We start from the raw sequence: 22,013 nt of genomic DNA, 5'->3' as shown, positions 1-22,013 counted from the left end.
CAAAATGCGGGGCGCAGGACGCGCCTTGATATGGTTTCTATTCTGGAGAGTGAATGTGATGCGTCAGAAAGGCTTCACCTTGATCGAGTTGTTGATCGTCGTGGCAATCATCGGCATTTTGGCCACGATCGGTTTGCCCATGTATACCAAGCACCAGGCCAAGGCCAAGTTTACGGCGGGGTTGGCTGAGGTCTCCGCGTTGAAGGCCGGTTTCGAAGACACCCTTAACCAGGGCACCGTGCCGACACTGGCCTTGATCGGTGGCACCAGCCCAACCGCCAACTGCACGATCGAGGTGGCAGGCGATGTGGCCACCGGCACCGGTTCCATCCGTTGTGAAATTCTCGATGCGCCCGCTCCCGTGCTGGGCAAGACCATCACGTTGACGCGCAGTGCCACCACCGGCTGGAAGTGTACAACCACGGCTGATGCTCAATACGTTGCCAAGGGCTGCGGCGCCGACGGAGCATAACGGTTACTGGGCGGCAGGCGAGTTAGTTGCTGCATGCCCAATGCGGTGCTAGCTTTAGCCCACCGCCCGTGTAGCTCAGCCGGTAGAGCAGCGCACTCGTAACGCGAAGGTCGCAGGTTCGATTCCTGTCTCGGGCACAAAGGCAACACTGTTTTCAAAGGCAACACTGTTTTCAGATGATCCCAGAATGGTTCTGAAGGCCAGACGAGCCGGCATTCATGCCCACTCTTTTGTATCTGCGCAACCTTGATGACCCAGATGCATCCCCATTCCTTGATCTAAGAGAACAACATGACCACACAAGAGATGACCCAGGAAGCGCGTCACGAAGCCGCCCTCAAGAAATACGTGGCGGAGTCGCCGGAACTGCTGGATGAGATCAAGGACCTGAGTGCCGATGATCAAAGGGACCAGATCCAATGGGCATTTGAGGATGAGGCGGAGGCCCAGGGCCTGCAGCCATGGGAACTGAGCCTCAAGTACACCTCCACCCCCGAAGAGTTCGAGGCGGCGCGCCTGGCCTTGCACAAGGAGGCTGCCGAGGTACTGGGCGTCGACTGGAATGAGTATTGTGGGATGAATAATCTCGCAATCTAAGTCGCTTTCTGTGTAGGAGCGAGTGGTCCGCCCAGTGCGTGCTCGCTCCTACAGAGGGCCTCAGATACTGAGCCGCATCGACAAATCCACGGCTTTAACATCCTTGGTCATCGCACCGATGGAGATGTAGTCCACCCCGGTTTCAGCGATGGGCAGCAGGGTAGTTTCATTGATCCCGCCGCTGGCTTCCAGCTTGGCCTTGCCTGCGTTCAGGCGCACGGCCTCGCGCATGTCATCCAGGCTCAATTCGTCGAGCATGATGATATCGGCACCCGCCGCCAGTGCTTCGCGCAGTTCATCCAGGCTTTCCACTTCGATTTCCACCGGCTTGCCCGGGGCGATCTTGTGGGCGGCCGTAATTGCCTGGGCAATACCGCCACACGCAGCGATATGGTTTTCCTTGATCAGGAACGCGTCATACAGACCGATGCGATGGTTATGGCAGCCACCGCAAGTCACCGCGTACTTCTGCGCCAATCGCAGACCGGGCAGGGTTTTGCGGGTGTCCAGCAGCTTGACCTGGGTGGTGGCGACAAAGCCCGCCAGATACTGCGCACGTGTGGCCACCCCTGACAGCATCTGCAGGAAATTCAGTGCGCAGCGCTCACCGCTGAGCAATGAGCGGGCCGGGCCTTCCAAGTGGAACAGCACTTGATTGGGGCTGACGCGTTCACCATCGGCCACCTGCCAATGCACCGCGACCCGAGGGTCGAGCTGGCGGAATACCGCGTCCACCCAAGCCGTGCCGGCGATAACGGCCGCATCGCGAGTAATGATTGTGGCCTTGGCCAGCCGTTCGGCCGGGATCAATTGTGCAGTGATGTCGCCGCTGCCGATGTCTTCCAGCAGTGCACGGCGCACGTTGGCTTCAATTTCGGCGGTGAGGTCGGCAAGACGGAGATTCGGCATAACAGGCTCCACAAACAAAGTGCCTCGATTATAGGGGCAGTGCGCGTTTGAACCCACACTCCTATTCATTTACAGGGCAAAGGCAGAGTTTGCTGGCGCAACTACCCTCATTTGCAAGATAATCTCGCGCCTTGCAATTGGCGTCATAGCTTTGACGTCCTGGTGATAACGGGTTTTTTACAGCGTCCAATTGGGCCTGCCCCCGATCTTTCCCCAACCAACACCGCCGTTTCAGGAGGCCAGGATGCACAATGACGGAAAGGTGGTGCCCATCAACAAGGCACACGCCACGCCATCGCCGCTTGCGCGCCTGCCAGTGGTGTTGCTACAGGTTCGCGACAAGGCCGCTCAGCAGTTGCAACAAGGTTTGCAGGAACTGTTCGATAACGCCGACGACACCCTGTTCGAAATGGCCGACAAGGCCCGTAGTAACGCTGACCATCACATCTTCTTTGAAGCCATGCGCGACTTGCGCCTCAAGCGCAAGAATTTCGAGCGCGTGTTCATGGCGCAGTTGTTCGCCGCATTCGCCAATCTGGGCCAGGTTGGGCGGGGCGAGTCGCACTGGCTGCCGGTGGTGTCCTATGACACGGCGACCGGCACGTCCAGTGATGAACTGGAAAAAGCGGTCGCGTTGGCGGCCATGCTCGGTCGAGTGCGGCATCGTGATGGCCTGGCACTGGCGCAACTGACCGCGCGCCTGAGTACGTTGCTCGTCAATCCCTTGGATGAGCGCGATAACCCGTTGGGCCCGGCACTGCTTTGTGAGTTCTTTTTGCGGGCGGGGCGCAGCTTGGGGGTAGAGATCCGCGTCAAATTGATCATTCTCAAGCTGTTTGAAAAATACGTGCTCAGTGACGCCGACCAACTGTTCGCTGAAGCCAACCAGATACTCGTCGCTACCGGGGTTTTGCCTGAGCTCAAGGCAGTGCCATCACGTCGCCCCGGTGGGCGTGCGGCGCTTGAACAGCAGCGTGAAGGCAGCTTGCCGACCGTCGACCCGCCAGTGGATGAAAACGGCCAGGAAGCCTTCGCTGCCTTGCAGAAATTGCTGGCGGCCGTGCGTGGCAGCGTGGCGCCTACCCTGGAAGCCAGCGCCGAACCCCAGCCCATTGCCACCCGCGACCTGTTGCGCCTGCTCTCTCATTTGCAGCAATACGTGCCGGAACCCGAGGCCGAAGACGACTTCGACCTGCGTAACCAGCTTGAACAGTTGCTGACCCGCGTTAGCGTCAAAAGTGGCAAGTCTCGTGTGGTGGAAGACGCCGATGAGGATGTGATCAACCTGGTCGCCCTGTTATTCGAGTTCATCCTCAATGACAGCACCGTGCCTGATGTTTTCAAGGCCTTGATCGCGCGTTTGCAGATTCCGATATTGAAAGTGGCGATACTGGACAAGAGTTTTTTCAGTCGCAGCAGCCATCCGGCGCGGCGCTTACTCAATGAAATCGCCGCCGCCGCCATGGGTTGGAGCCCGCGCGATGACTCTCCGCGCGACAGCCTGTACCTGCGAACCGAGCAGGTGGTGCAATGTTTGCTGAATGAGTTCGTTGAAGACCTGGCGATTTTCCCCCGGTTATTGGCGCAATTCACGGCCTTTACTGCGGATGAGCAGCGGCGCAGCGAATTGCTGGAGCAGCACACCTATGAGGTTGAAGAAAACCGTGTGCGTACTGAGGCCGCCCGTCAGCGTGTGGCCGAGCTGCTCAATCGACGTTTGGTAGGCCGGGTGTTACCCCAGGCGGTGGTGCAGTTTCTCCAGCAGGCCTGGAGCCAGGTGCTGTTGTCGGCCTGCCTCAAGCATGGCGAGCAATCGGTGCAATGCCAGGCGGCGGTGCGCACCATGGATGAGTTGATCTGGAGCGTGAGCCTGCAGAAAGACACCGAGGCCGGACGGCACCTGCTGGAGCAATTGCCCGGGCTGCTCAAGGCCTTGCGCAACGGCTTGACCGGCGTGGCGTTCGATCCCTTCAGCACCCGTGAGTTCTTTGTCCGATTGCAAGCCATGCATGTGCAGTCATTCGAGAGTGGGAGGCAGGACACGCTGATCGAGGTGCGTGAGCCATTTTCACTCAGTAGCGGTTTGCCTGAGCCAATCGCAAGCCTGCCCAGTGATGACCCGCACTTGCTCAAGGCTCAACAATTGCGGATCGGAGGCTGGTTTGAGTTCCAGCAAGATGAAACCCACCGTCTGCGCTGCAAGCTGAAGGCGATCATGGCACCGGCCAACGCCTATATTTTTGTCAGCCGCACGGGGCTCAAGGTCCTGGAGAAGAGTGCCGTCCAATTGGCCTTGGCCTTCAAGCAAGGGGCGATACGCAGTTTGGACGAGGGGCTGCTGTTTGACCGCGCGCTGACGTCAGTGATGGGTAACCTGCGTCAACTCAATCGCGGCAAGTCATCGCAACCGCAGGGCTGAACGCGGCATACTGGTAATACCTCGTCTCATTCAAGGAACCAGTATGCAGTTGGACCCCACCAGCGGTTGGTGCCAGGGTATTCGCCATTGCCCTTCACCCAACTTCAACGAGCGCCCCGCAGGCGAGATCTCACTGTTGGTGGTGCATAACATCAGCCTGCCTCCGGCGCAGTTCGCCACCGGCAAGGTGCAGGCGTTTTTCCAGAACCGCCTGGATGTCACAGAGCATCCTTACTTTGAAAGCATTGCCGACCTACGGGTGTCTGCGCATTTTCTGATTGAGCGCGACGGCACCGTGACGCAATTTGTATCGTGTCTGGACCGGGCCTGGCATGCAGGGGTCTCGAGCTTTGAGGGGCGTGAAGTCTGCAATGACTTTTCCCTGGGTATCGAGCTGGAGGGTACGGATGAGCTACCGTTTACCGATGCCCAATACGCGTCGCTGATCGACCTGACACGTCAACTGCTGGCAGCCTACCCAGGCATTACCCGTCAGCGTATTCGTGGTCACAGTGATATTGCGCCAGGGCGCAAGACTGACCCGGGCCCGGCTTTTGATTGGGCGCGCTTTCGCAGCGCCCTGCAGGATGGAGGACACGCACGATGAGTTTCCTGGTGTTGGTGCTGGCGGTCTGGATCGAGAAGTTCTCGGCCTTGCGTCGGCGGTTACAGTGCGACGGTGGATGGCTGCGTGAGCTGGCCAAACTGGAGTCGAGCCCGCGCATGGGCAAGCGGCCTTGGCTGATTCTGGTACTGCTGGTGTTGTTGCCGGTGGCCTTGCTGGCCCTGTTGCTATTGGTGCTGGAGCCCGTGGCTTATGGCTTGTTGGCATTGCCGGTGCACTTACTGGTGGTGATCTATAGCCTGGGGCGTGGCGATCTACTGGCTGGGCTCGGGCCGTTTCGCGATGCGTGGCGGCGCGGTGACTTGCAAGCCGCCGAACACGTGGCCGAGCGGGACCTGAAAGTAGCGGCCGACAATGGCGAGCAGCTGCTGGAGCGCGTTCAAGGCCATCTGCTATGGCAGGCTTACCAAAGCTTTTTCGCGGTGATTTTCTGGTATTTCCTGTTGGGCCCGGTCGCGGCCCTGGCCTATCGCCTGCTGGCGTTGGCCAGTGAGCACAGCCAGAACCCTCTGGTCGCCGAACGTGCCGGCCAATTGCGCCACGCGTTTGATTGGTTGCCGGTGCGCTTGCTGGCGGCGAGTTTTGCCCTGGTGGGTAACTTTGTTGCAGTCAGCCGGGTGATGCTCCATGAACTGCTGAGCTGGGATATCAGTGCCGCGCAGTTGGTAGAAAAAGTCGGCCTGGTAGCGGCTGAAATTCCACCGCCGGTGGTGGGGGCTGACGGCATCAACAGTTTGGATCGCCTGTGGGAACTGCTGCTGCGTGCGGCGGTGCTGTGGTATGCCGGGTTCGCCATCTGGACCGTGTTGCCTTGATCGAGTGAGTGCGGTCAAAAATGTGGGAGCAATAGTCTTAACGGTCTTTATCCGTCCATCCTTTCCAAAGACAGCAAGGCTCCCACCGCTGTGCGCCGTGTAACCACCTTGGGAAGTAGCCGCAGCCAGTTTAGACGGTGTGCTCTTTCCATTCATATCCTCGGTGCCGTGGGCATGATCGTCGACCAGAATCAGCAGATCGCTGCGGCCGTGGAGCAGCAAACTGCCGTTGCACACGATATCGACCAGAACATTGCCGAGCTCAATCGAGCTGGCGAGCATGCGGCTCAGGGCGCCTATCAGACAGAGGCGGCCAGCCGGCAGTTGTCGATGCGGGTGATCGAGTTGAAGCCATTGATCGGGGCGTTTCGTGTGTAGGGCGAGCGTGTAGGATTTTGGTTTTGTATGGCGTGGCTCCTGTCCTTATTTGTCTGTGTATCTTCTTTGAGCGCCTGGATGGGTGAGAATTTGTTTCAACCCATCACGGTCCAAGGGAGGCACGGCGATGACTGCTGCTACTGGTATCAAAGGGCACTGCGCCCATTGCGACATTACGTTTGCGCTCAAGCCCTGGCAATTGAACGCCATTGCCATTCATGAGCCTTTTGATTGCACGTATTGCCAGCGGATCGTGCAGTTGAACTGCCCCCGGCAACTGCGCCAGTTCAAGTCGCTGGACTATTGGGCGATGGTGCGCCCAAGCATGCTGGTACTCACCTGCGTGGTGTTGATCGTGGCGTTGTTGGCCGAATGGGTGGGGGTGGTCAGCGTGATCGGGCAACTCAATATTTCACTGGTGATGCTGCTGGCCCACTTCCTGGTGCTGCGCTATATCCGTTACCGGCAGCGGCTGACGTTGGATTTGCAAGCGGTCAGCGTGCTACCAACGGAACAACTCGCGCGCATTGCGTGTGCTCGTTTCGGCCAGCAGTAAGGGGCTGATGCCCATGCGCTCAGCCAACGCGCTGCAGATGTCCGGCAAGTGTTGCGGGCTGTTACGCAGGCCGGGGTACATCGCGGGGGCCATATCCGGTGAGTCGGTTTCCAGCACCACGGCCTCAAGGGGCAGTTGAGCGAGCACCTTGTGCATGCGCAGGGCTTGAGGCCAGGTGGCCGCGCCGCCCAGGCCCAGCTTGAAGCCGAGCTTGATGTACTCGCGAGCCTCCTCAACGCTGCCGGCGAATGCATGGATGATACCGCCCCGTGGCAGGCGGATGCGCTTGAGGGTGGCGATCACCGCCGCGTGGCTGCGACGTACATGCAACAGGGCCGGGAGGTGGAAGTCCACCGCCAGTTTCAATTGGGCGTCAAACAGGCTTTGCTGACGTTCGCGATCCAGCTGTTCGAGGAAGTAGTCCAGGCCGATTTCGCCGACGGCGCACAACTGTCGATGGCCGTGCAGGCGGGTCAGCCAGTCGCCCAGTTCGGTCAGGTCAGCGGGGCGATGCGCGTCGAGGTACACCGGGTGCAGGCCGAAAGCGGCGAACAAGCCTTCATCTTCCTGCACCAGGTCCCACAGCCGTTGCCAATTCTGCTGATAGACGCCTAACACCACCATGCGCTGCACCCCAAGTTGGCGGCTGTGGGCGAGGACTTCCCGGCGATCATGATCGAAGTCCGGGAAGTCCAGGTGGGTGTGGGTGTCGATCAGCTCCATGCTCAAGCCTCGTGAATACGCTGCTTGAAGGTCCGGCCAATGGCGTGCACGCCCGGTTGGTATTGCTCTTCCTCGATGACGGCCAGGGCCAGGCGCAGGGCCGTGTCGGCGATTAATTGGTGTTGCTGGGCCATGGCGTTGACCGGCAGCGGCAGGAAGTCCAGCAATTGGGTGTCACCGAACGTGCCCAGGCGCAGCGGCCGTGATTTGAGCGGGAAGTCATGCAGCGCGTCGAACACGCCTTGCAGCAGCACGTAGGAAGTGGTCACCAATGCGTCAGGCAAATGCCCCAGTTGATGTAGAAGTTGCTCCATCAACTGTCGGCCGCAGTCACGGCTGAAGGCTTCACCCTGTTCGATGATGACTTCACCGGTGAACCCTTGCAGCGCTTCACGGAAACCGGCGGCGCGCTCCTGACTGATACTCAGCTCCGGTCGTGCACCGATCAGTGCGATCTGCTTGGGCAGCGGTTGCAGCAAGCTGCTGGTCAGTTGCTGGCAGGCCTGGCGGTCGTCGCTGACCACCGAGCAAAACTGCGCCGGTTCCATCACCCGGTCGATGGCAATCACCGGCAAGCCCTTGGCTTGCAACTCGCGATAGCTGTCATCACTGGCCGGCAGGCAACTGGCGACGAACAGCGCATCGCAGCGCCGTGCACGAAACAGTTGCAGCAACTGGCGTTCGCTGTCCGCATCATCGTCGGAGCTGGCGATCAGCAACTGATAGCCTCGTGCTCGCGCACCTTGCTCCAACAACTTGGCAATCCGTGCGTAACTGGGGTTTTCCAGGTCTGGCAGGATAAAACCCAAGGTGCGCGTATGCCGGCTGCGCAGCCCGGCCGCCTGAGGGTTGGGGGTAAAACCATGGGCTTCGACCACCGCCCGCACCCGCTCGACGGTCGCGGAGCTGATGCGTTGCTGTGCGGCCTTGCCATTGATGACGTAGCTTGCGGTGGTGACGGACACACCGGCCAGACGTGCGATATCACTGAGTTTCAAACCGGGATTTCCTTGTTTTTTAGAGCTTGCCCCGACATTTTGTCCAATCGTAACCGATTCCTGCACACGACTATTGTCTGAGCTCAAGCGCCAAGTGGTCCTTCAAGCTTGCATAATTAGCGCGTAATCTGCCATAAATTCTAGATTAAACGTTTCAGCCAGCGTATTTTTACGACGTTCGCGACTGAATGGCTACTGCCAATTGACCGCTCAGTCAGTTATTTTTGAACACAGCCTCGCTGATTTATTCAAAACAATACCTAGTGCGCACACCGCACTAACTAGGAGAACGGCATGCTTGAGCTCACTGTAGAGCAGATATCCATGGGCCAGGTGGCTGTGGATAAATCTGCTGCCTTGCACTTGCTCGCTGAAAAACTGGTGGCCGATGGCCTGGTCGCCGAGGGTTATCTCAGTGGCTTGCAAGCCCGTGAAGCCCAAGGCTCGACCTTTCTCGGCCAAGGTATTGCCATCCCTCACGGCACCCCGGAAACCCGCGACCAGGTCTTTTCTACCGGCGTGCGCCTGCTGCAATTCCCCGACGGGGTGGACTGGGGTGACGGCCAGATCGTCTACCTGGCCATCGGCATTGCCGCCAAATCCGATGAACACCTGCGCCTGCTGCAACTGCTGACCCGCGCCCTCGGTGAAACCGACCTGGGCGAGGCGCTGCGCCGTGCCGGCAACGCTGAAGCGTTGCTGAAGCTGCTGCAAGGCGCGCCGCAGGAACTGGCGCTGGATGCGCAGATGATCAGCCTTGGCGTGTCCGCCGATGACTTCGAAGAGCTGGTGTGGCGTGGCGCACGCCTGTTGCGCCAGGCAGATTGCGTGAGCAACGGTTTTGCCGCCGTGTTGCAGCAAGTCGACGCACTGCCCTTGGGCGATGGCCTGTGGTGGTTGCACAGCGAGCAGACGGTCAAGCGTCCGGGTCTGGCCTTTGTCACGCCGGACAAACCCATGCGTTACCTCGGCCAGCCACTCAACGGTTTGTTCTGCCTGGCCAGCCTCGGCGAAGCCCATCAGACCTTGTTGGAACGCTTGTGCGCGTTGTTGATTGAAGGTCGCGGCCAGGAACTGGGGCGTGCCACCAGCAGCCGTGCGGTGCTTGAAGTGCTCGGCGGCGAACTGCCACCCGATTGGCCGAGTGTGCGCATTGCCCTGGCCAATGCCCATGGCCTGCACGCGCGGCCGGCGAAGATCCTCGCGCAACTGGCGAAAAGTTTTGACGGCGATATCCGCGTGCGTATCGTCGATGGCCCGGTCGGCGCCGTGTCGGTAAAAAGCCTCAGCAAGTTGCTCAGCCTCGGCGCCCGTCGCGGCCAGGTGTTGGAGTTTGTGGCCGAGCCAACGATTGCCGGTGACGCGTTACCCGCCTTGCTGGCGGCCGTAGAGGAAGGCCTCGGCGAAGACGTTGAGCCGCTGCCGGCCGCCAGTGTGCAACCCGCAACGCTTGATATCGAACCGGTGCTCAGCGCGCCCGTGTCCGGCAGCCAGCTCCAGGCTATTGCCGCCGCGCCCGGTGTCGCCATCGGCCCTGCGCATATCCAGACGCAGCAAGTAGTCGATTACCCGCTGCGCGGTGAATCCTCGGCCATTGAACGCGAGCGCCTGCAGAACGCCTTGACCGATGTGCGCCGCGATATTCAGGGCCTGATCGAACGCAGCCAGGCCAAAGCCATCCGCGAGATTTTCATCACTCACCAGGAAATGCTCGACGACCCGGAACTGACCGACGAAGTCGGCACTCGCCTCAAGCAAGGCGAGAGCGCCGAAGCCGCGTGGATGAGCGTGATCGAAGCCGCCGCCAGGCAGCAGGAGTCGTTGCAGGATGCCTTGCTCGCCGAGCGCGCCGCCGACCTGCGCGACATCGGCCGCCGTGTGCTGGCGCAACTGTGCGGCATTGAAACCGCCCAGGAGCCGAGCGAACCCTACATTCTGGTGATGGAAGAAGTCGGGCCCTCCGACGTCGCGCGTCTGGACCCGACGCGCGTCGCCGGCATCCTCACCGCCCGTGGTGGCGCCACGGCCCACAGCGCCATCGTCGCGCGAGCCTTGGGCATTCCGGCGCTGGTGGGTGCGGGTCCGACGGTGTTGTTGTTGGCCTCCGGCACGCCTTTGTTGCTGGACGGCCAGCGCGGTCGCCTGCATGTCGACCCCGATGCGACCACCCTGCAGCGGGCCACCGTTGAGCGCGACACTCGCGAACAACGCCTGCAAGCCGCCTCGGCCCAGCGCCATGAACCGGCCCTGACCCGCGACGGCCACGCCGTTGAAGTGTTCGCCAATATCGGCGAAAGCGCCGGCGTTGCCGCTGCGGTGGAGCAAGGCGCCGAAGGTATCGGCCTGCTGCGCACCGAGCTGATTTTCATGGCCCACCCGCAAGCGCCGGATGAAGCCACGCAGGAAGCCGAATACCGCCGCGTACTCGACGGCCTCGACGGTCGCCCGCTGGTCGTGCGCACCCTGGATGTGGGCGGCGACAAACCGCTGCCGTATTGGCCGATTGCCCAAGAGGAAAATCCCTTCCTGGGGGTGCGCGGTATTCGGCTCACCTTGCAGCGCCCGCAGATCATGGAAGCGCAATTGCGTGCGCTATTACGTTCCGCCGATAACCGGCCGCTGCGCATCATGTTTCCCATGGTCGGCAGCGTCGATGAGTGGCGCGCCGCCCGCGATATGACCGAGCGCCTACGCCTGGAGATCCCGGTGGCCGACTTGCAACTGGGGATCATGATCGAAGTGCCGTCCGCTGCCTTGCTGGCGCCGGTACTCGCCAAGGAAGTCGACTTCTTCAGTGTCGGCACCAACGACCTGACCCAATACACCCTGGCCATCGACCGTGGCCACCCGACCCTGTCCGCTCAGGCGGATGGACTGCACCCGGCGGTGTTGCAGTTGATCGACATCACCGTGCGCGCCGCCCATGCCCATGGCAAATGGGTCGGCGTGTGCGGCGAGTTGGCGGCGGACCCGCTGGCGGTGCCGGTGCTGATTGGCCTGGGTGTGGATGAGTTGAGCGTGTCGGCCCGCAGCATTCCTGAAGTGAAGGCGCGGGTGCGCGAATTCAGTCTGAGCGAGGCCCAGGGCCTGGCGCAAAAAGCCCTTGCGGTGGGTTCGCCCGCCGAAGTGCGAGCCCTCGTGGAGGCCGTGTAAATGGCGAAGATTCTGACCCTGACGCTGAACCCGGCGTTGGACCTGACGGTACGCCTGGCGCGCCTGGAACCGGGTGAAGTCAACCGCAGCGAAACCCTGCTGACCCATGCCGCCGGCAAGGGGGTCAATGTCGCCCAGGTGTTGGCGGACCTGGGCCATGAAGTCACCGTGGGCGGCTTTCTCGGTGAAGACAACCCCCAGGCGTTTGAGGCGTTGATCGCGCGGCGTGGCTTTGCCGACGCGTTTATCCGTGTGCCGGGCGAAACCCGTAGCAATATCAAGATCGCCGAACAGGATGGCCGGGTCACCGACATCAACGCACCAGGGCCGCAGGTCAGTGAGCAGGCGCAAGCGGCGTTGCTCAATCAACTGACGCTGATTGCGCCTGGGCACGACGCCGTGGTGGTCGCCGGTAGCTTGCCGGGTGGCGTCACTGCGCAGTGGTTCAAAGGTTTGCTGGAACATCTGAAAAGCCTCGGTTTGAAAGTCGCCCTCGACACCAGCGGCGAAGCCTTGCGCGCCGGTTTGCAGGCGGGCCCGTGGTTGATCAAGCCGAACACTGAAGAGCTCGCCGAAGCCCTGGATTGCCCCACCGATTCCATCGCGCAACAGGCCCAGGCCGCCGAACGCCTGCACGCCCAAGGCGTCGAGCATGTAGTAGTTTCCCACGGCGCCGACGGCGTGAACTGGTTCAGCCCGGGCACGGCGCTGCATGCCACGCCGCCCAAGGTCAGCGTCGCCAGCACGGTCGGTGCGGGTGACTCGCTGCTGGCCGGGATGCTTCACGGTTTGCTCAGTTTTGATCTGCCGGAAAGCACCCTGCGCCGGGCCACGGCGATTGCCGCCATGGCCGTCACGCAGATCGGCTTTGGCATCAGCGATGACGCGCAGTTGGCGCGTCTCGAAAGCGGCGTCCACGTGCGTGCGCTGACAGAACAATAAGAGGGTTTGTGATGAAGTTAGCCATTGTTACTGCGTGCCCGAACGGCATGGTCACCAGTGTGCTGTGCGCCCGCTTGTTGGACGCTGCCGCGCAGCGCATGGGCTTGCACACCAGCGTCGAAGTGGTGGACGTGCAGCACCCGGAGCGCCAGTTGTCCCAGGCCACACTCGACGAAGCCGAATGGGTATTGCTGGTCAGCAGCACGCCGGTGGATATGCAGCGGTTTGTCGGCAAGCGTGTGTTCCAAAGCACGCCGGCCCAGGCGTTGGCAGATGTCGAGGCGGTATTGCGCCGTGGCGCCGAAGAGGCCCAGGTCTATGTCGCCAGCGCAGCACCGGCGGCGGCAAAGCGTGCTCCACGTATCGTCGCTATTACGGCTTGCCCGACGGGCGTGGCGCACACCTTTATGGCCGCCGAAGCTTTACAGCAAACAGCCAAGCGCCTGGGTTATGACTTGCAAGTCGAAACCCAGGGCTCGGTGGGCGCGCGCACGCCGTTGAGCCCGCAAGCGATCGCCGACGCCGACGTGGTGTTGCTGGCGGCGGATATCGAAGTCGCCACCGAGCGCTTCGCCGGTAAGAAGATTTACCGCTGCGGTACCGGCATCGCCCTCAAGCAATCCGAAGCCACGCTCAACCAGGCATTGGCCGAAGGCGCGGTGGAAAGTGCAGCCAGCGGTGCGGTGGCCAAAAAAGAAAAAACCGGTGTGTACAAACACCTGCTCACCGGCGTGTCGTTCATGTTGCCGATGGTCGTGGCGGGCGGCTTGTTGATCGCCCTGTCGTTCGTGTTCGGCATTCATGCCTTTGAAGAAAAAGGCACCTTGGCGGCAGCCCTCAAAACCGTCGGCGACCAGGCCTTTATGCTGATGGTGCCGTTGCTGGCGGGCTACATCGCCTACTCGATTGCCGACCGTCCCGGGCTCGCGCCCGGCATGATCGGCGGGCTGTTGGCGGGCACATTGGGCGCCGGATTTATCGGAGGCATCCTCGCCGGTTTTCTCGCGGGTTATTGCGTCAAGCTGATCACCCGCGCGGTGAAATTGCCGCAGAGCCTGGAGGCGCTCAAACCGATTTTGATCATCCCGTTGCTGGCGAGTTTGTTCACCGGCCTGGCGATGATCTATCTCGTCGGCCCGCCGGTCGCGCGGCTGCTCACTGGCCTGACTGACTTCCTCAGCACCATGGGCACCACCAACGCGGTGCTGCTGGGCATCCTGTTGGGCGGCATGATGTGTGTCGATCTGGGTGGGCCGATCAACAAGGCGGCGTATGCGTTTTCGGTCGGCTTGCTGGCGGCCTCGAGCGGCGCACCCATGGCCGCGACCATGGCCGCCGGTATGGTGCCGCCAATTGGCATGGGCATCGCCACGTTCCTGGCGCGGCGCAAATTCGCCCAGACCGAACGCGAGGCAGGCAAGGCCGCGATGATTCTGGGCCTGTGCTTTATCTCCGAAGGGGCGATCCCGTTTGCGGCCAAAGACCCGCTGCGCGTGATTCCGGCCAGCATCGCCGGCGGCGCCTTGACCGGCGCGCTGTCGATGTACTTCGGCTGCAAACTCGCCGCGCCTCACGGTGGCCTGTTTGTGCTGGTGATTCCGAATGCGATGAACCATGCGCTGCTTTACTTGCTGGCGATTGTTGCCGGCAGCCTGTTGACCGGTTTGGTCTATGCGCTGATCAAGCGGCCGGATGTGGTTGAGCTGGCGGTCTCCTCAGCCAAGGCCTGACGCAATGTAAACTGTGGGAGCAGGCTTGCCTGCGATGCAGGCACCTGGGTGTATCAGTTAGACCCGGGTGATGCTATCGCAGGCAAGCCAGCTCCCACAGTTGATCTGCATTGGTCTGTAGGTCGGTGTCACACCGGCTTCATCACGCCATGTTTAAGTGGCCCTTTTGATACTCAAGAGGGCACCTGCATGAGCCACTTCGATCTCGGCCGTCGCCGTGTGATGCAAGCCGTTGGCGCCGGTCTGTTGCTGCCGGGCCTGGCCCCGGCGGTGATCGCCTCGGTCAAAGACCGGCCGCAACTCACCGATGGTGTGCAGTCCGGCGACCTGATGGGCGACCGCGCGATGATCTGGAGCCGCAGCGACCGCCCCGCGAAGATGGTGGTGGAGTGGGACACCCGCAGTGTGTTCAGCAACCCGCGTAAATTCATCTCGCCGCTGGCCGACAACCGCACCGACTTCACCGCCCGCGTCGAACTCACCGGGCTGCCGGTCGATCAGGCGATTTTCTATCGCGTGCACTTTGAGGACGCCCAGACCGGCGTCGCCAGCGAGCCATGGTTCGGTCACTTGCGCAGCGTGCCGCAACAGCGCCGCGACATTCGTTTCGTGTGGAGCGGCGATACCGTCGGCCAGGGCTTCGGCATCAACCCGGACATCGGCGGCATGCGCATCTACGAAGCCATGCGCCTGCGCCTGCCGGACTTCTTTATTCACAGCGGCGACACCATCTACGCCGATGGCCCGGTGCCGGCGCAGCTGACCGTTGAAGACGGCCTCATCTGGCGCAATATCACCACCGAGGCCAAGAGCAAAGTCGCGGAAACCCTCGATGAATATCGCGGCAACTACCGCTACAACCTGCTCGACGAAAACGTGCGCCGCTTCAATGCCGAGGTGCCGCAGATCTGGCAGTGGGACGATCACGAGGTAGTCAACAACTGGTCGCCGAGCAAGCAGTTGGATGAGCGTTACCAGACCAAGGACATCAACACCCTGGTCGGCCGCGCGCGCCAAGCCTGGCTGGAGTATTCACCGATGCGCCGGCAAAGCGCCGACGGTGGCGGGCGGATCTATCGCAAGCTCAGCTACGGCCCCTTGCTGGATGTGTTCGTGCTGGACATGCGCAGCTATCGCGGCCCCAACGATGACAACCTGGGCGGCGAAAAACCCTTCATGGGCCGCGAGCAACTGGACTGGCTCAAGCGCGAGCTCAAGGCTTCCCAGGCGCAGTGGAAAGTCATCGCCGCCGACATGCCCATCGGACTGGGCGTGCCTGATGGCGAGGTCAGCCCCGGCGTGCCGCGCTGGGAGGCGATCGCCAACGGTGACCCTGGCCCGGCCCAAGGTCGCGAGCTGGAGATTGCCGAGCTGTTGGGCTTTCTGCGCGCTCAGCAGGTGCGTAACCATGTATGGCTGACGGCGGATGTGCACTACTGCGCGGCGCATCACTATCACCCTGATCGCGCGGCGTTCCAGGATTTTGAGCCGTTCTGGGAATTTGTGGCAGGGCCGTTGAATGCGGGAAGTTTCGGGCCGAACCCATTGGATAAAACCTTTGGCCCGGAGGTGGTGTTCGAGAAGGCGCCACCCGCGCAAAACACTTCGCCATTTGCCGGGTTTCAGTTTTTTGGTGAGGTGCAGATTGATGGGCAGACGGCGGAGTTGACTGTCATTTTGCGGGATTTGGATGGGGTGTCAGTGTTCGAGCAAAAGCTGCAACCGGTCTGATTTGAAATGCAATCAAATGTGGGAGCGGGCTTGCTCGCGAAAGCGGAGTGTCAGTCACCGAATCTGTTGACTGAACCACCGTATTCGCGAGCAAGCCCGCTCCCACATTTTGACCTGTGTCTTTTCAGGGGTCAGTACACATCCCGGCGATAGCGGCCTTGTTCAATCAAGCGCTCAACCGCCTCGCGGCCCAGCACGTCGTGCAGCACCTGATCCACGCCCGTCGCCATGCCCTGCAAGCTGCCGCAGACATAAATCGCCGCGCCATCGGCCAGCCATCGACGCAATACGTCCGCCGACTCGCGCAGGCGGTCCTGCACGTAGATTTTTTCCTTCTGGTCACGGGAAAACGCCAGGTCCAGCAGGGCCAGGTCGCCGCTGGCCAGCCAGCCTTGCAGTTCGTCGCGGCACAGGTAGTCGTGGGCGATATTGCGCTCGCCAAACAGCAGCCAGTTGCGCTGCTGGCCATCGGCAATGCGCGCCTTGAGCAAGCTGCGCAGGCCGGCGAGGCCGGTGCCGTTGCCCAGCAGGATCAGCGGCGCCGGTGCCTGCGGCAAGTGAAAACCACTGTTGCGGCGCAGGCGCAGGCTGATACCGGACCCGATGGCGGCGTGTTCCGTCAGCCAGCCGGAGCCCAGGCCCAGGCTGCCGTCGGGGTGACGTTCCTGACGCACGATCAGCTCCAGCACGCCGTCGCTGGCAATCGAGGCGATGGAGTATTCGCGCATGCCCAGTGGCACCAATGCGTTCACCAGTGCCTGGGCATGCAAGCCGACCAGGTGCGTGCGGTTGTCCGGCAGTTGGCGGGTCGCCAGTGCCTGGTCAAGGGGTTGCGCCAGGCCGTCGATCAGCACGCTATCGTTGCCGGTCAGGCCCAGGCCGGCGAGGAAGTGTTCAATGGCCTTGGGGCCATTGCGCGGCAGGATTTCCACCAGGTCACCCGCCAGCCAGTTTTGCGGCGACGGCGGCGTGAGGCCCAGCAGGTAGATGTTCGAGCCGACGCTGCCGCGGTTGAGCAGGGTGCGATAAGTCAGGGCCCAGTGGTCGTATAGGGCGGTTTGCCAGGCAGCTGCCGGCGCGTGACCGGTGAGTTGGCCCAGTTGCTGTTGCCAGGTCAGCAAGGCCTCGGCGTCGCCGCTGTCGACTTCCACCGGGGCAAACAAGGGGTTGCCGCCCTGGTGAGTCAGCCAAAAGTGCAGGCGCCGGGCAAAGCCGCAAAAGTGCTCGTACTGGCGATCACCCAGGGCCAGCACTGAGTAATTCAGGCCTTTTAGCGACAGGTCCTGGCCGAGCACGCCGCGCTCAAAACCGCGTGCGCTGTCGGGCGCTTCACCGTCACCGAAGGTGCTGACCACAAACAGTGCATTTTCCGATTGGGTCAGGTCGTCCTGGCTGACGTTGCCCAGGGGCTGCACGTTCACCGGCATGCCGGCTGCCTGCAATTGCCCGGCAGTTTGCCAGGCCAGTTGCTCGGCAAAGCCACTTTGGCTGGCAAAGCCGATCAGCCAGGCCGGGGCATCGCTGTGGTTGGCGCCGAGGCCTTTGCGGGCATCGCGAACCTGGCGCTTTTTGCGGCGACGGTCGAGGTACAGCAGCCAGCCGGTAATGAAGAACAGCGGCATGCACAGCGCACTGACGGTCAGGATAATGCGACCGACCAAGCCGAAGTAGCTGCCGGTGTGCAGCGCGTAAATACTGGTCAGCCATTGCGACTTTAGGGTTTTGCTCGCGTATTGATCGTGGAATTTGACGTCGCCGGTGGCCGGGTCGAGGTTGATCTGGTTCAGCGCTCGGTCATGGGGCGATGATTTGAGCAGGTAATACACGATGGCCGGTTGTCCGGCGACGGCCGGCATACGGATGTTATAGGCACTCAAACCAGGGCCGGCGTTGGCGTAGATGCTGCTCCAGATCGCATCGTAGTTGGCCACTGGCGCCGGGCCCTCGGGCGGCGGGCCGCGCTTGCGCATGCGTTCGTTGTGCGGGGCGTCGGAGAGCAGTTTGGTCAGGCCCTGGTTGTACCAATCGTAGGACCAGGACAGGCCGGTCAGCGCCGCCAACAAATAGAACAGCAGGCACCACGTACCGAATACCGAGTGCAAATCCCAGTTGAAGCTGCGGCCTTTTTTGCGCCAGTCCAAGGTCAGCCACGCACGCCAGTTCGCCACTTGGCGTGGCCAGCGCAGGTACAGGCCCGAGAGGCAGAAGAACAGCAATATCAGCGTGCAGGCGCCGGTGATTTGCCGGCCGGTGTCGCCCATGGCCAGAAAGCGGTGCAACTGCAGGATAAAGCCGAAGACGTCCTGGCCGACGGCGTCGCCCATGTAGTCGCCCGTGTAGGGGTCGAAGTAGCGCATCTGGCCACGGCGCTCACCGGGCGGCGGGGTAAAGAACACGCGCGCGGCGTTGCCGCTGTCGCTTTCTACCCACAGCATCGACACGGTCTTGCCTTCGGTGGTTTCGAGTTTGCGCACCAGTTCGGCAGGCGGCAGTACGCCGGCTTCGCGTTTTTCGACGTGCAATACCGAGGGGTTGAGCGCCCGCAGGATTTCATCCTGAAACGAGACCGCAGCCCCGGTGATCCCCATCAACGCCAGCACCAGCCCGGCAGTAATGCCGAAGAACCAGTGCAATTGAAACAGGGTTTTCTTCAACACGTCTGACCGCCTCGCTCATCTGGATGTAGTTGTCACGGCGCGCATTATGCCGTGAGTTGTCGAGAAACATTCTGTTTTACACGCAAAAGCCCCACGCATCCGATGCGTGGGGCTTCTGGCTTAACGTTGACCGGGTTTAGAAGTGGAAACTGGTGGTCAACAGCGCCGTACGACCGGCCGCCTGGTTGGCAAAGTGCGCCGCGTAGGCTTTGTCGTAGTAGGTTTTGTCGGTCAGGTTCTGCACGTTCAATTGCAGGTCGACATTCTTGGTCAGCTTGTAGCTGGCCATGGCGTCGTAGCGGGTGTAGGCCGGCACGTAAACCGTGTTGGCGGCGTCGCCGTAAACCTGGTCGACATAGAACGCGCCGCCGCCGATGGTCAGCTTGGGTGTGATGTCATACGTCGTCCACAGGCTGAAGGTGTTCTTCGGCGTGTTGGGCATTGCATTGCCTTTGTTGGAGCCAGCGCTGATGACGCCATTGCGGCCATTGAGACCGGCATCCACCAGCTCGCTTTTCAGGTAGCTGTAGCCGGCGAACACTTGCCATTGATCGGTGAGTTTGCCGCTGGCGGACAGTTCGAGGCCGTCGACGCGGGACTCGCCGCCGTTCTGGTAGGTCATCGCGTCCACCAAGATTCGGGTGTTTTTCTTCTCGGTGCGAAAGACCGCAGCGGTCAGGGACAGGCGGCTGTGGAACAGGTCCCACTTGGTGCCCAGCTCATAGTTGACGGTTTCTTCCGGTTTCAAGTCGCTGGTGGCGGCACCGGCAGACAGTGGGTTGCCATCGGCGCCTTCGCCGACCAGGCCACCGGGCGGGGAGGCCGAAGTGGCGTAGGACGTGTAGATGCTGCCGTTCTCCAGCGGCTTCCAGACCAGGCCCGCCTGCCAGTTGAAGAACTGGCTGTCGTCCTTGATTTTAGTGCGCCCGGCGGCGGCATTGGTGTTGGCCACTGTGTCGAAAGTGTCGTAGCGCAAGCCGACGTTCAGCAGCCATTTCGGGTCCAGTTCGATGGTGTCGAACACATAGGCCGCGCGGCTGGTGGCCTTGGTGTTGGTGCCCAGGTAGTTGCGTGTGGTGCTGCCCGTCCAGGCGTCGTCCGGTGTCGGGTTGCTCAAGGATGTGCACTGGCCGCCCAGGCTGCCTTTGGCTACGGTGCAGGTGGGGTTGGTGTTTGGGCTGACGGTGTAGCCGCTGATGCGGGTTTCTTCACCGGTGAATTCCAGGCCGGTGGAGTACGAGTGCTTCATGCCCGCCAGTTGGAAATTGCCGAATAGATCGGTCTGGTTGGTGGTGGTGTCAGTGGTGGACACGCGGGTGTTGGCGCGACGCCACACAGTGCCGAACTGATTGACGTTGTGCTGGCTGTCGTCCGGCTGGGTGAGGATGTAGTCCTGACCGGTGCTGCCATGGCGCAGGGTGTTTTTCAGCGTCATGTTGTCGTTCAGGTCGTGCTCGATGGAGAACGTACTGATGTCGGCGCGGGTCTTGCGGAAGTCACGGTCCTTCAAACCGTAGAAGTTGTTGCTGTCGCCGCCGTCGGTCGGTTTGTCATGCACATGAACGGCTTTGGCGCCGCTGTTGCTGTAGCCGTATGGAATGCCCGAGTCCGGCAGGTCGTTGCTTTCCATGTGGTAGTAGCTGAAGTTGACGCGGGTCGGCGTGCCCAGGCCGAAGGTCAGCGACGGTGCGACGCCCCAACGGTCGTAGTCGATCACATCACGACCGGCCACGTTCTGCTCATGGCTCATCAGGTTCAGGCGGAACGCGGCGTTGTCGAGGAACTGACGGTTTACGTCGAGCACGTAGCGGCGGGTCTGGTCGGAGCCGTAGGTGAAACCGCCGTTGGTGAAATCCCGCGCTTGTGGCGTTTTGCTGACTAGGTTGATGCTGCCGCCGGCCGAGCCCCGACCGCCGAACGAGGAGTTGGGGCCCTTGCTGACTTCAATCGACTCGATGTCGAAGATCTCGCGGCTCTGGCCGCCGGTGTCGCGCACGCCATCGAGGTAGGTGTCGCCCTGTGCGTCAAAACCACGAATGAACGGGCGATCGCCCTGAGGGTTGCCACCTTCACCGGCGCCGAAGGTAATGCCCGGTACGGTGCGCAAGGCATCCTGCAACGAGGTGGCGGCGGTGTCCTTGAGGACTTGTTGCGGCACTACGGTGACTGAGCGCGGAGTGTCCACCAGTGGCGCGGTGTACTTCTGCGAAGACGCTTTTTCCACCTGGTAGGACGGGGCGTCCTGTTCTTGGCCGGTAATGCTGGTGGCACCGAGGGAGATGCTGTTGCGCTCGCCTTTTTGTTCGGTGCTTTCGGCCGCTTGCGCCATGTGGGCGGCAGCGCCGGCGCTGAGTGCAACGCCGATGGCCGAAGCCAGTACGCGTGGTGAACCGGCAGATATTTTTAGCGTGGTGCGCGACATGAGTTGTCCTTCCCCAAGGAGGTGAGGCCGCGGAATATAGGGCTAACAAGACTTTCTATCAATTGCGATACATTGCTATTCGCACTGAATTTACATTCTTTACACTTTTTGCTTACGGTTTTTACCCACTCGTTCGTTCTCGCGTTTTACAGGGCGGATAAGAATCAATACCATTGGCGCCTCTCTGAATTCAGGTATTGCCCCATGCTGCTGCACATTCCCGGCCTGTTCTCTCGCGAGGAGGTGCTGCGCATTCGCCAAGCCCTGGAAAACACCGAGTGGGCCGACGGTAAAATCACCGCCGGGCACCAATCCGCCAAAGCCAAGCACAACCTGCAATTGCCCGAAGGCCACCCGTTGGCCAAGGAAATCGGCGCGGCAATGCTTGAGCGCTTGTGGAAAAACCCGCTGTTTATGTCGGCGGCATTACCGCACAAAGTCTTTCCGCCGCTGCTCAATTGCTACACGGCGGGTGGCAGTTTCGACTTTCATATCGACAACGCCGTGCGTCAGCCCAGGGGCAGCCATGAGCGGGTACGTACCGACCTGTCGTCCACGCTGTTTTTCAGCGACCCGGATGAATACGACGGCGGTGAGTTGGAGATCCAGGACACCTTCGGCCTGCAGCGGGTAAAACTGGCGGCCGGCGATATGGTGCTTTACCCAGGCTCCAGCCTGCACAAAGTCAACGCGGTGACGCGCGGCGCGCGGTATGCCGCGTTCTTCTGGACCCAAAGCCTGGTGCGCGAAGACAGCCAGCGCACCTTGCTGTTCGAGATGGACGGTGCGATCCAGCAACTGACCCGCGATGTCCCCGACCATCCGGCGCTGATCCAGCTGACCGGCACTTACCACAACCTGTTGCGCCGCTGGGTTGAGGTCTGAC

16 protein-coding genes, 1 tRNA gene and 1 pseudogene are annotated in these 22,013 nt (G+C 61.4%); 13 read left to right on the top strand and 5 right to left on the bottom strand.

The genetic code is table 11. The features are described from left to right. Positions 1 to 58: 58 nt before the first annotated feature. The 3 genes from ACLBW8_RS18125 to ACLBW8_RS18115 all read left to right on the top strand — a co-directional run bounded on the left by ACLBW8_RS18125 (position 59) and on the right by ACLBW8_RS18115 (position 1,069). On the top strand, positions 59 to 472 hold the full coding sequence (locus tag ACLBW8_RS18125) for a pilin (protein ID WP_447806062.1): 414 nt from the start codon (positions 59 to 61) through the stop codon (positions 470 to 472). A 64-nt stretch (positions 473 to 536) separates the two neighbouring features. Beyond that, a tRNA-Thr gene (locus ACLBW8_RS18120) sits at positions 537 to 609 on the top strand. A gap of 154 nt (positions 610 to 763) precedes the next feature. Further along, positions 764 to 1,069, top strand: a complete 306-nt coding sequence (locus ACLBW8_RS18115) for a DUF6388 family protein (RefSeq protein WP_221293915.1) — start codon at positions 764 to 766, stop codon at positions 1,067 to 1,069. 60 nt (positions 1,070 to 1,129) lie between these two features. Here the strand turns inward: ACLBW8_RS18115 and nadC are convergent, their stop codons facing one another. After that, positions 1,130 to 1,978 carry a carboxylating nicotinate-nucleotide diphosphorylase gene (gene nadC / locus ACLBW8_RS18110; protein WP_447805982.1) on the bottom strand — a complete coding sequence of 283 codons (849 nt, stop codon included), beginning with the start codon at positions 1,976 to 1,978 and terminating at the stop codon, positions 1,130 to 1,132. A gap of 244 nt (positions 1,979 to 2,222) precedes the next feature. On the opposite strand from nadC, the gene ACLBW8_RS18105 reads away from it, so the two are divergent. The 5 genes and pseudogenes from ACLBW8_RS18105 to ACLBW8_RS18085 all read left to right on the top strand — a co-directional run bounded on the left by ACLBW8_RS18105 (position 2,223) and on the right by ACLBW8_RS18085 (position 6,771). After that, positions 2,223 to 4,397 carry a DUF1631 domain-containing protein gene (locus ACLBW8_RS18105; RefSeq protein ID WP_447805981.1) on the top strand — a complete coding sequence of 725 codons (2,175 nt, stop codon included), beginning with the start codon at positions 2,223 to 2,225 and terminating at the stop codon, positions 4,395 to 4,397. A 43-nt stretch (positions 4,398 to 4,440) separates the two neighbouring features. Next, complete coding sequence (gene ampD / locus ACLBW8_RS18100) at positions 4,441 to 5,004, top strand: 1,6-anhydro-N-acetylmuramyl-L-alanine amidase AmpD (RefSeq protein WP_064450659.1); 564 nt, start codon at positions 4,441 to 4,443, stop codon at positions 5,002 to 5,004. Further along, positions 5,001 to 5,837 (top strand): regulatory signaling modulator protein AmpE, encoded by an 837-nt coding sequence (gene ampE, locus ACLBW8_RS18095; protein WP_064450660.1) that lies wholly within the window; start codon positions 5,001 to 5,003, stop codon positions 5,835 to 5,837. The genes ampD and ampE overlap by 4 nt, the downstream gene beginning before the upstream one ends. A gap of 153 nt (positions 5,838 to 5,990) precedes the next feature. Then, positions 5,991 to 6,215, top strand: a pseudogene (locus ACLBW8_RS18090) (methyl-accepting chemotaxis protein); the annotation flags it as partial. Positions 6,216 to 6,342: 127 nt separating this feature from the next. Next, positions 6,343 to 6,771, top strand: a complete 429-nt coding sequence (locus ACLBW8_RS18085) for a hypothetical protein (RefSeq protein WP_447805980.1) — start codon at positions 6,343 to 6,345, stop codon at positions 6,769 to 6,771. Here the strand turns inward: ACLBW8_RS18085 and ACLBW8_RS18080 are convergent. Together ACLBW8_RS18080 and cra are read right to left on the bottom strand one after the other, a co-directional pair. After that, positions 6,718 to 7,494 carry a TatD family hydrolase gene (locus ACLBW8_RS18080; RefSeq protein WP_447805979.1) on the bottom strand — a complete coding sequence of 259 codons (777 nt, stop codon included), beginning with the start codon at positions 7,492 to 7,494 and terminating at the stop codon, positions 6,718 to 6,720. The genes ACLBW8_RS18085 and ACLBW8_RS18080 overlap by 54 nt on opposite strands. A gap of 2 nt (positions 7,495 to 7,496) precedes the next feature. Continuing rightward, on the bottom strand, positions 7,497 to 8,492 hold the full coding sequence (gene cra / locus ACLBW8_RS18075; RefSeq protein WP_064450664.1) for a catabolite repressor/activator: 996 nt from the start codon (positions 8,490 to 8,492) through the stop codon (positions 7,497 to 7,499). Between the two features lie 294 nt (positions 8,493 to 8,786). Between cra and ptsP the strand changes: the two genes are divergently transcribed. The 4 genes from ptsP (at position 8,787) to ACLBW8_RS18055 (ending at position 16,048) form a co-directional block, all read left to right on the top strand. After that, positions 8,787 to 11,645: a phosphoenolpyruvate--protein phosphotransferase gene (gene ptsP, locus ACLBW8_RS18070; RefSeq protein ID WP_447805978.1), complete on the top strand. Its 2,859-nt coding sequence runs from the start codon at positions 8,787 to 8,789 to the stop codon at positions 11,643 to 11,645. Further along, positions 11,646 to 12,587 carry a 1-phosphofructokinase gene (gene pfkB / locus ACLBW8_RS18065; RefSeq protein WP_259763064.1) on the top strand — a complete coding sequence of 314 codons (942 nt, stop codon included), beginning with the start codon at positions 11,646 to 11,648 and terminating at the stop codon, positions 12,585 to 12,587. Positions 12,588 to 12,598: 11 nt separating this feature from the next. Next, entirely contained in the window at positions 12,599 to 14,317 is a 1,719-nt protein-coding gene (locus ACLBW8_RS18060) for a fructose-specific PTS transporter subunit EIIC (RefSeq protein WP_447805977.1), read from the top strand. A gap of 189 nt (positions 14,318 to 14,506) precedes the next feature. Next, positions 14,507 to 16,048: an alkaline phosphatase D family protein gene (locus tag ACLBW8_RS18055; protein WP_447805976.1), complete on the top strand. Its 1,542-nt coding sequence runs from the start codon at positions 14,507 to 14,509 to the stop codon at positions 16,046 to 16,048. Between the two features lie 131 nt (positions 16,049 to 16,179). Here the strand turns inward: ACLBW8_RS18055 and ACLBW8_RS18050 are convergent, their stop codons facing one another. Both ACLBW8_RS18050 and ACLBW8_RS18045 read right to left on the bottom strand, forming a co-directional pair. Beyond that, complete coding sequence (locus tag ACLBW8_RS18050; RefSeq protein ID WP_447805975.1) at positions 16,180 to 18,705, bottom strand: PepSY domain-containing protein; 2,526 nt, start codon at positions 18,703 to 18,705, stop codon at positions 16,180 to 16,182. A 136-nt stretch (positions 18,706 to 18,841) separates the two neighbouring features. After that, entirely contained in the window at positions 18,842 to 21,127 is a 2,286-nt protein-coding gene (locus tag ACLBW8_RS18045) for a TonB-dependent receptor (protein ID WP_447805974.1), read from the bottom strand. A gap of 204 nt (positions 21,128 to 21,331) precedes the next feature. Between ACLBW8_RS18045 and ACLBW8_RS18040 the strand changes: the two genes are divergently transcribed. Further along, a complete protein-coding gene (locus tag ACLBW8_RS18040) occupies positions 21,332 to 22,012 on the top strand; it encodes a Fe2+-dependent dioxygenase (RefSeq protein ID WP_447805973.1) in 681 nt (226 codons plus the stop codon). Position 22,013: the final 1 nt, after the last annotated feature.

The organism is Pseudomonas sp. M5A4_2d (assembly GCF_053345295.1).
This window is presented reverse-complemented; position numbering and strand designations above follow the sequence as displayed.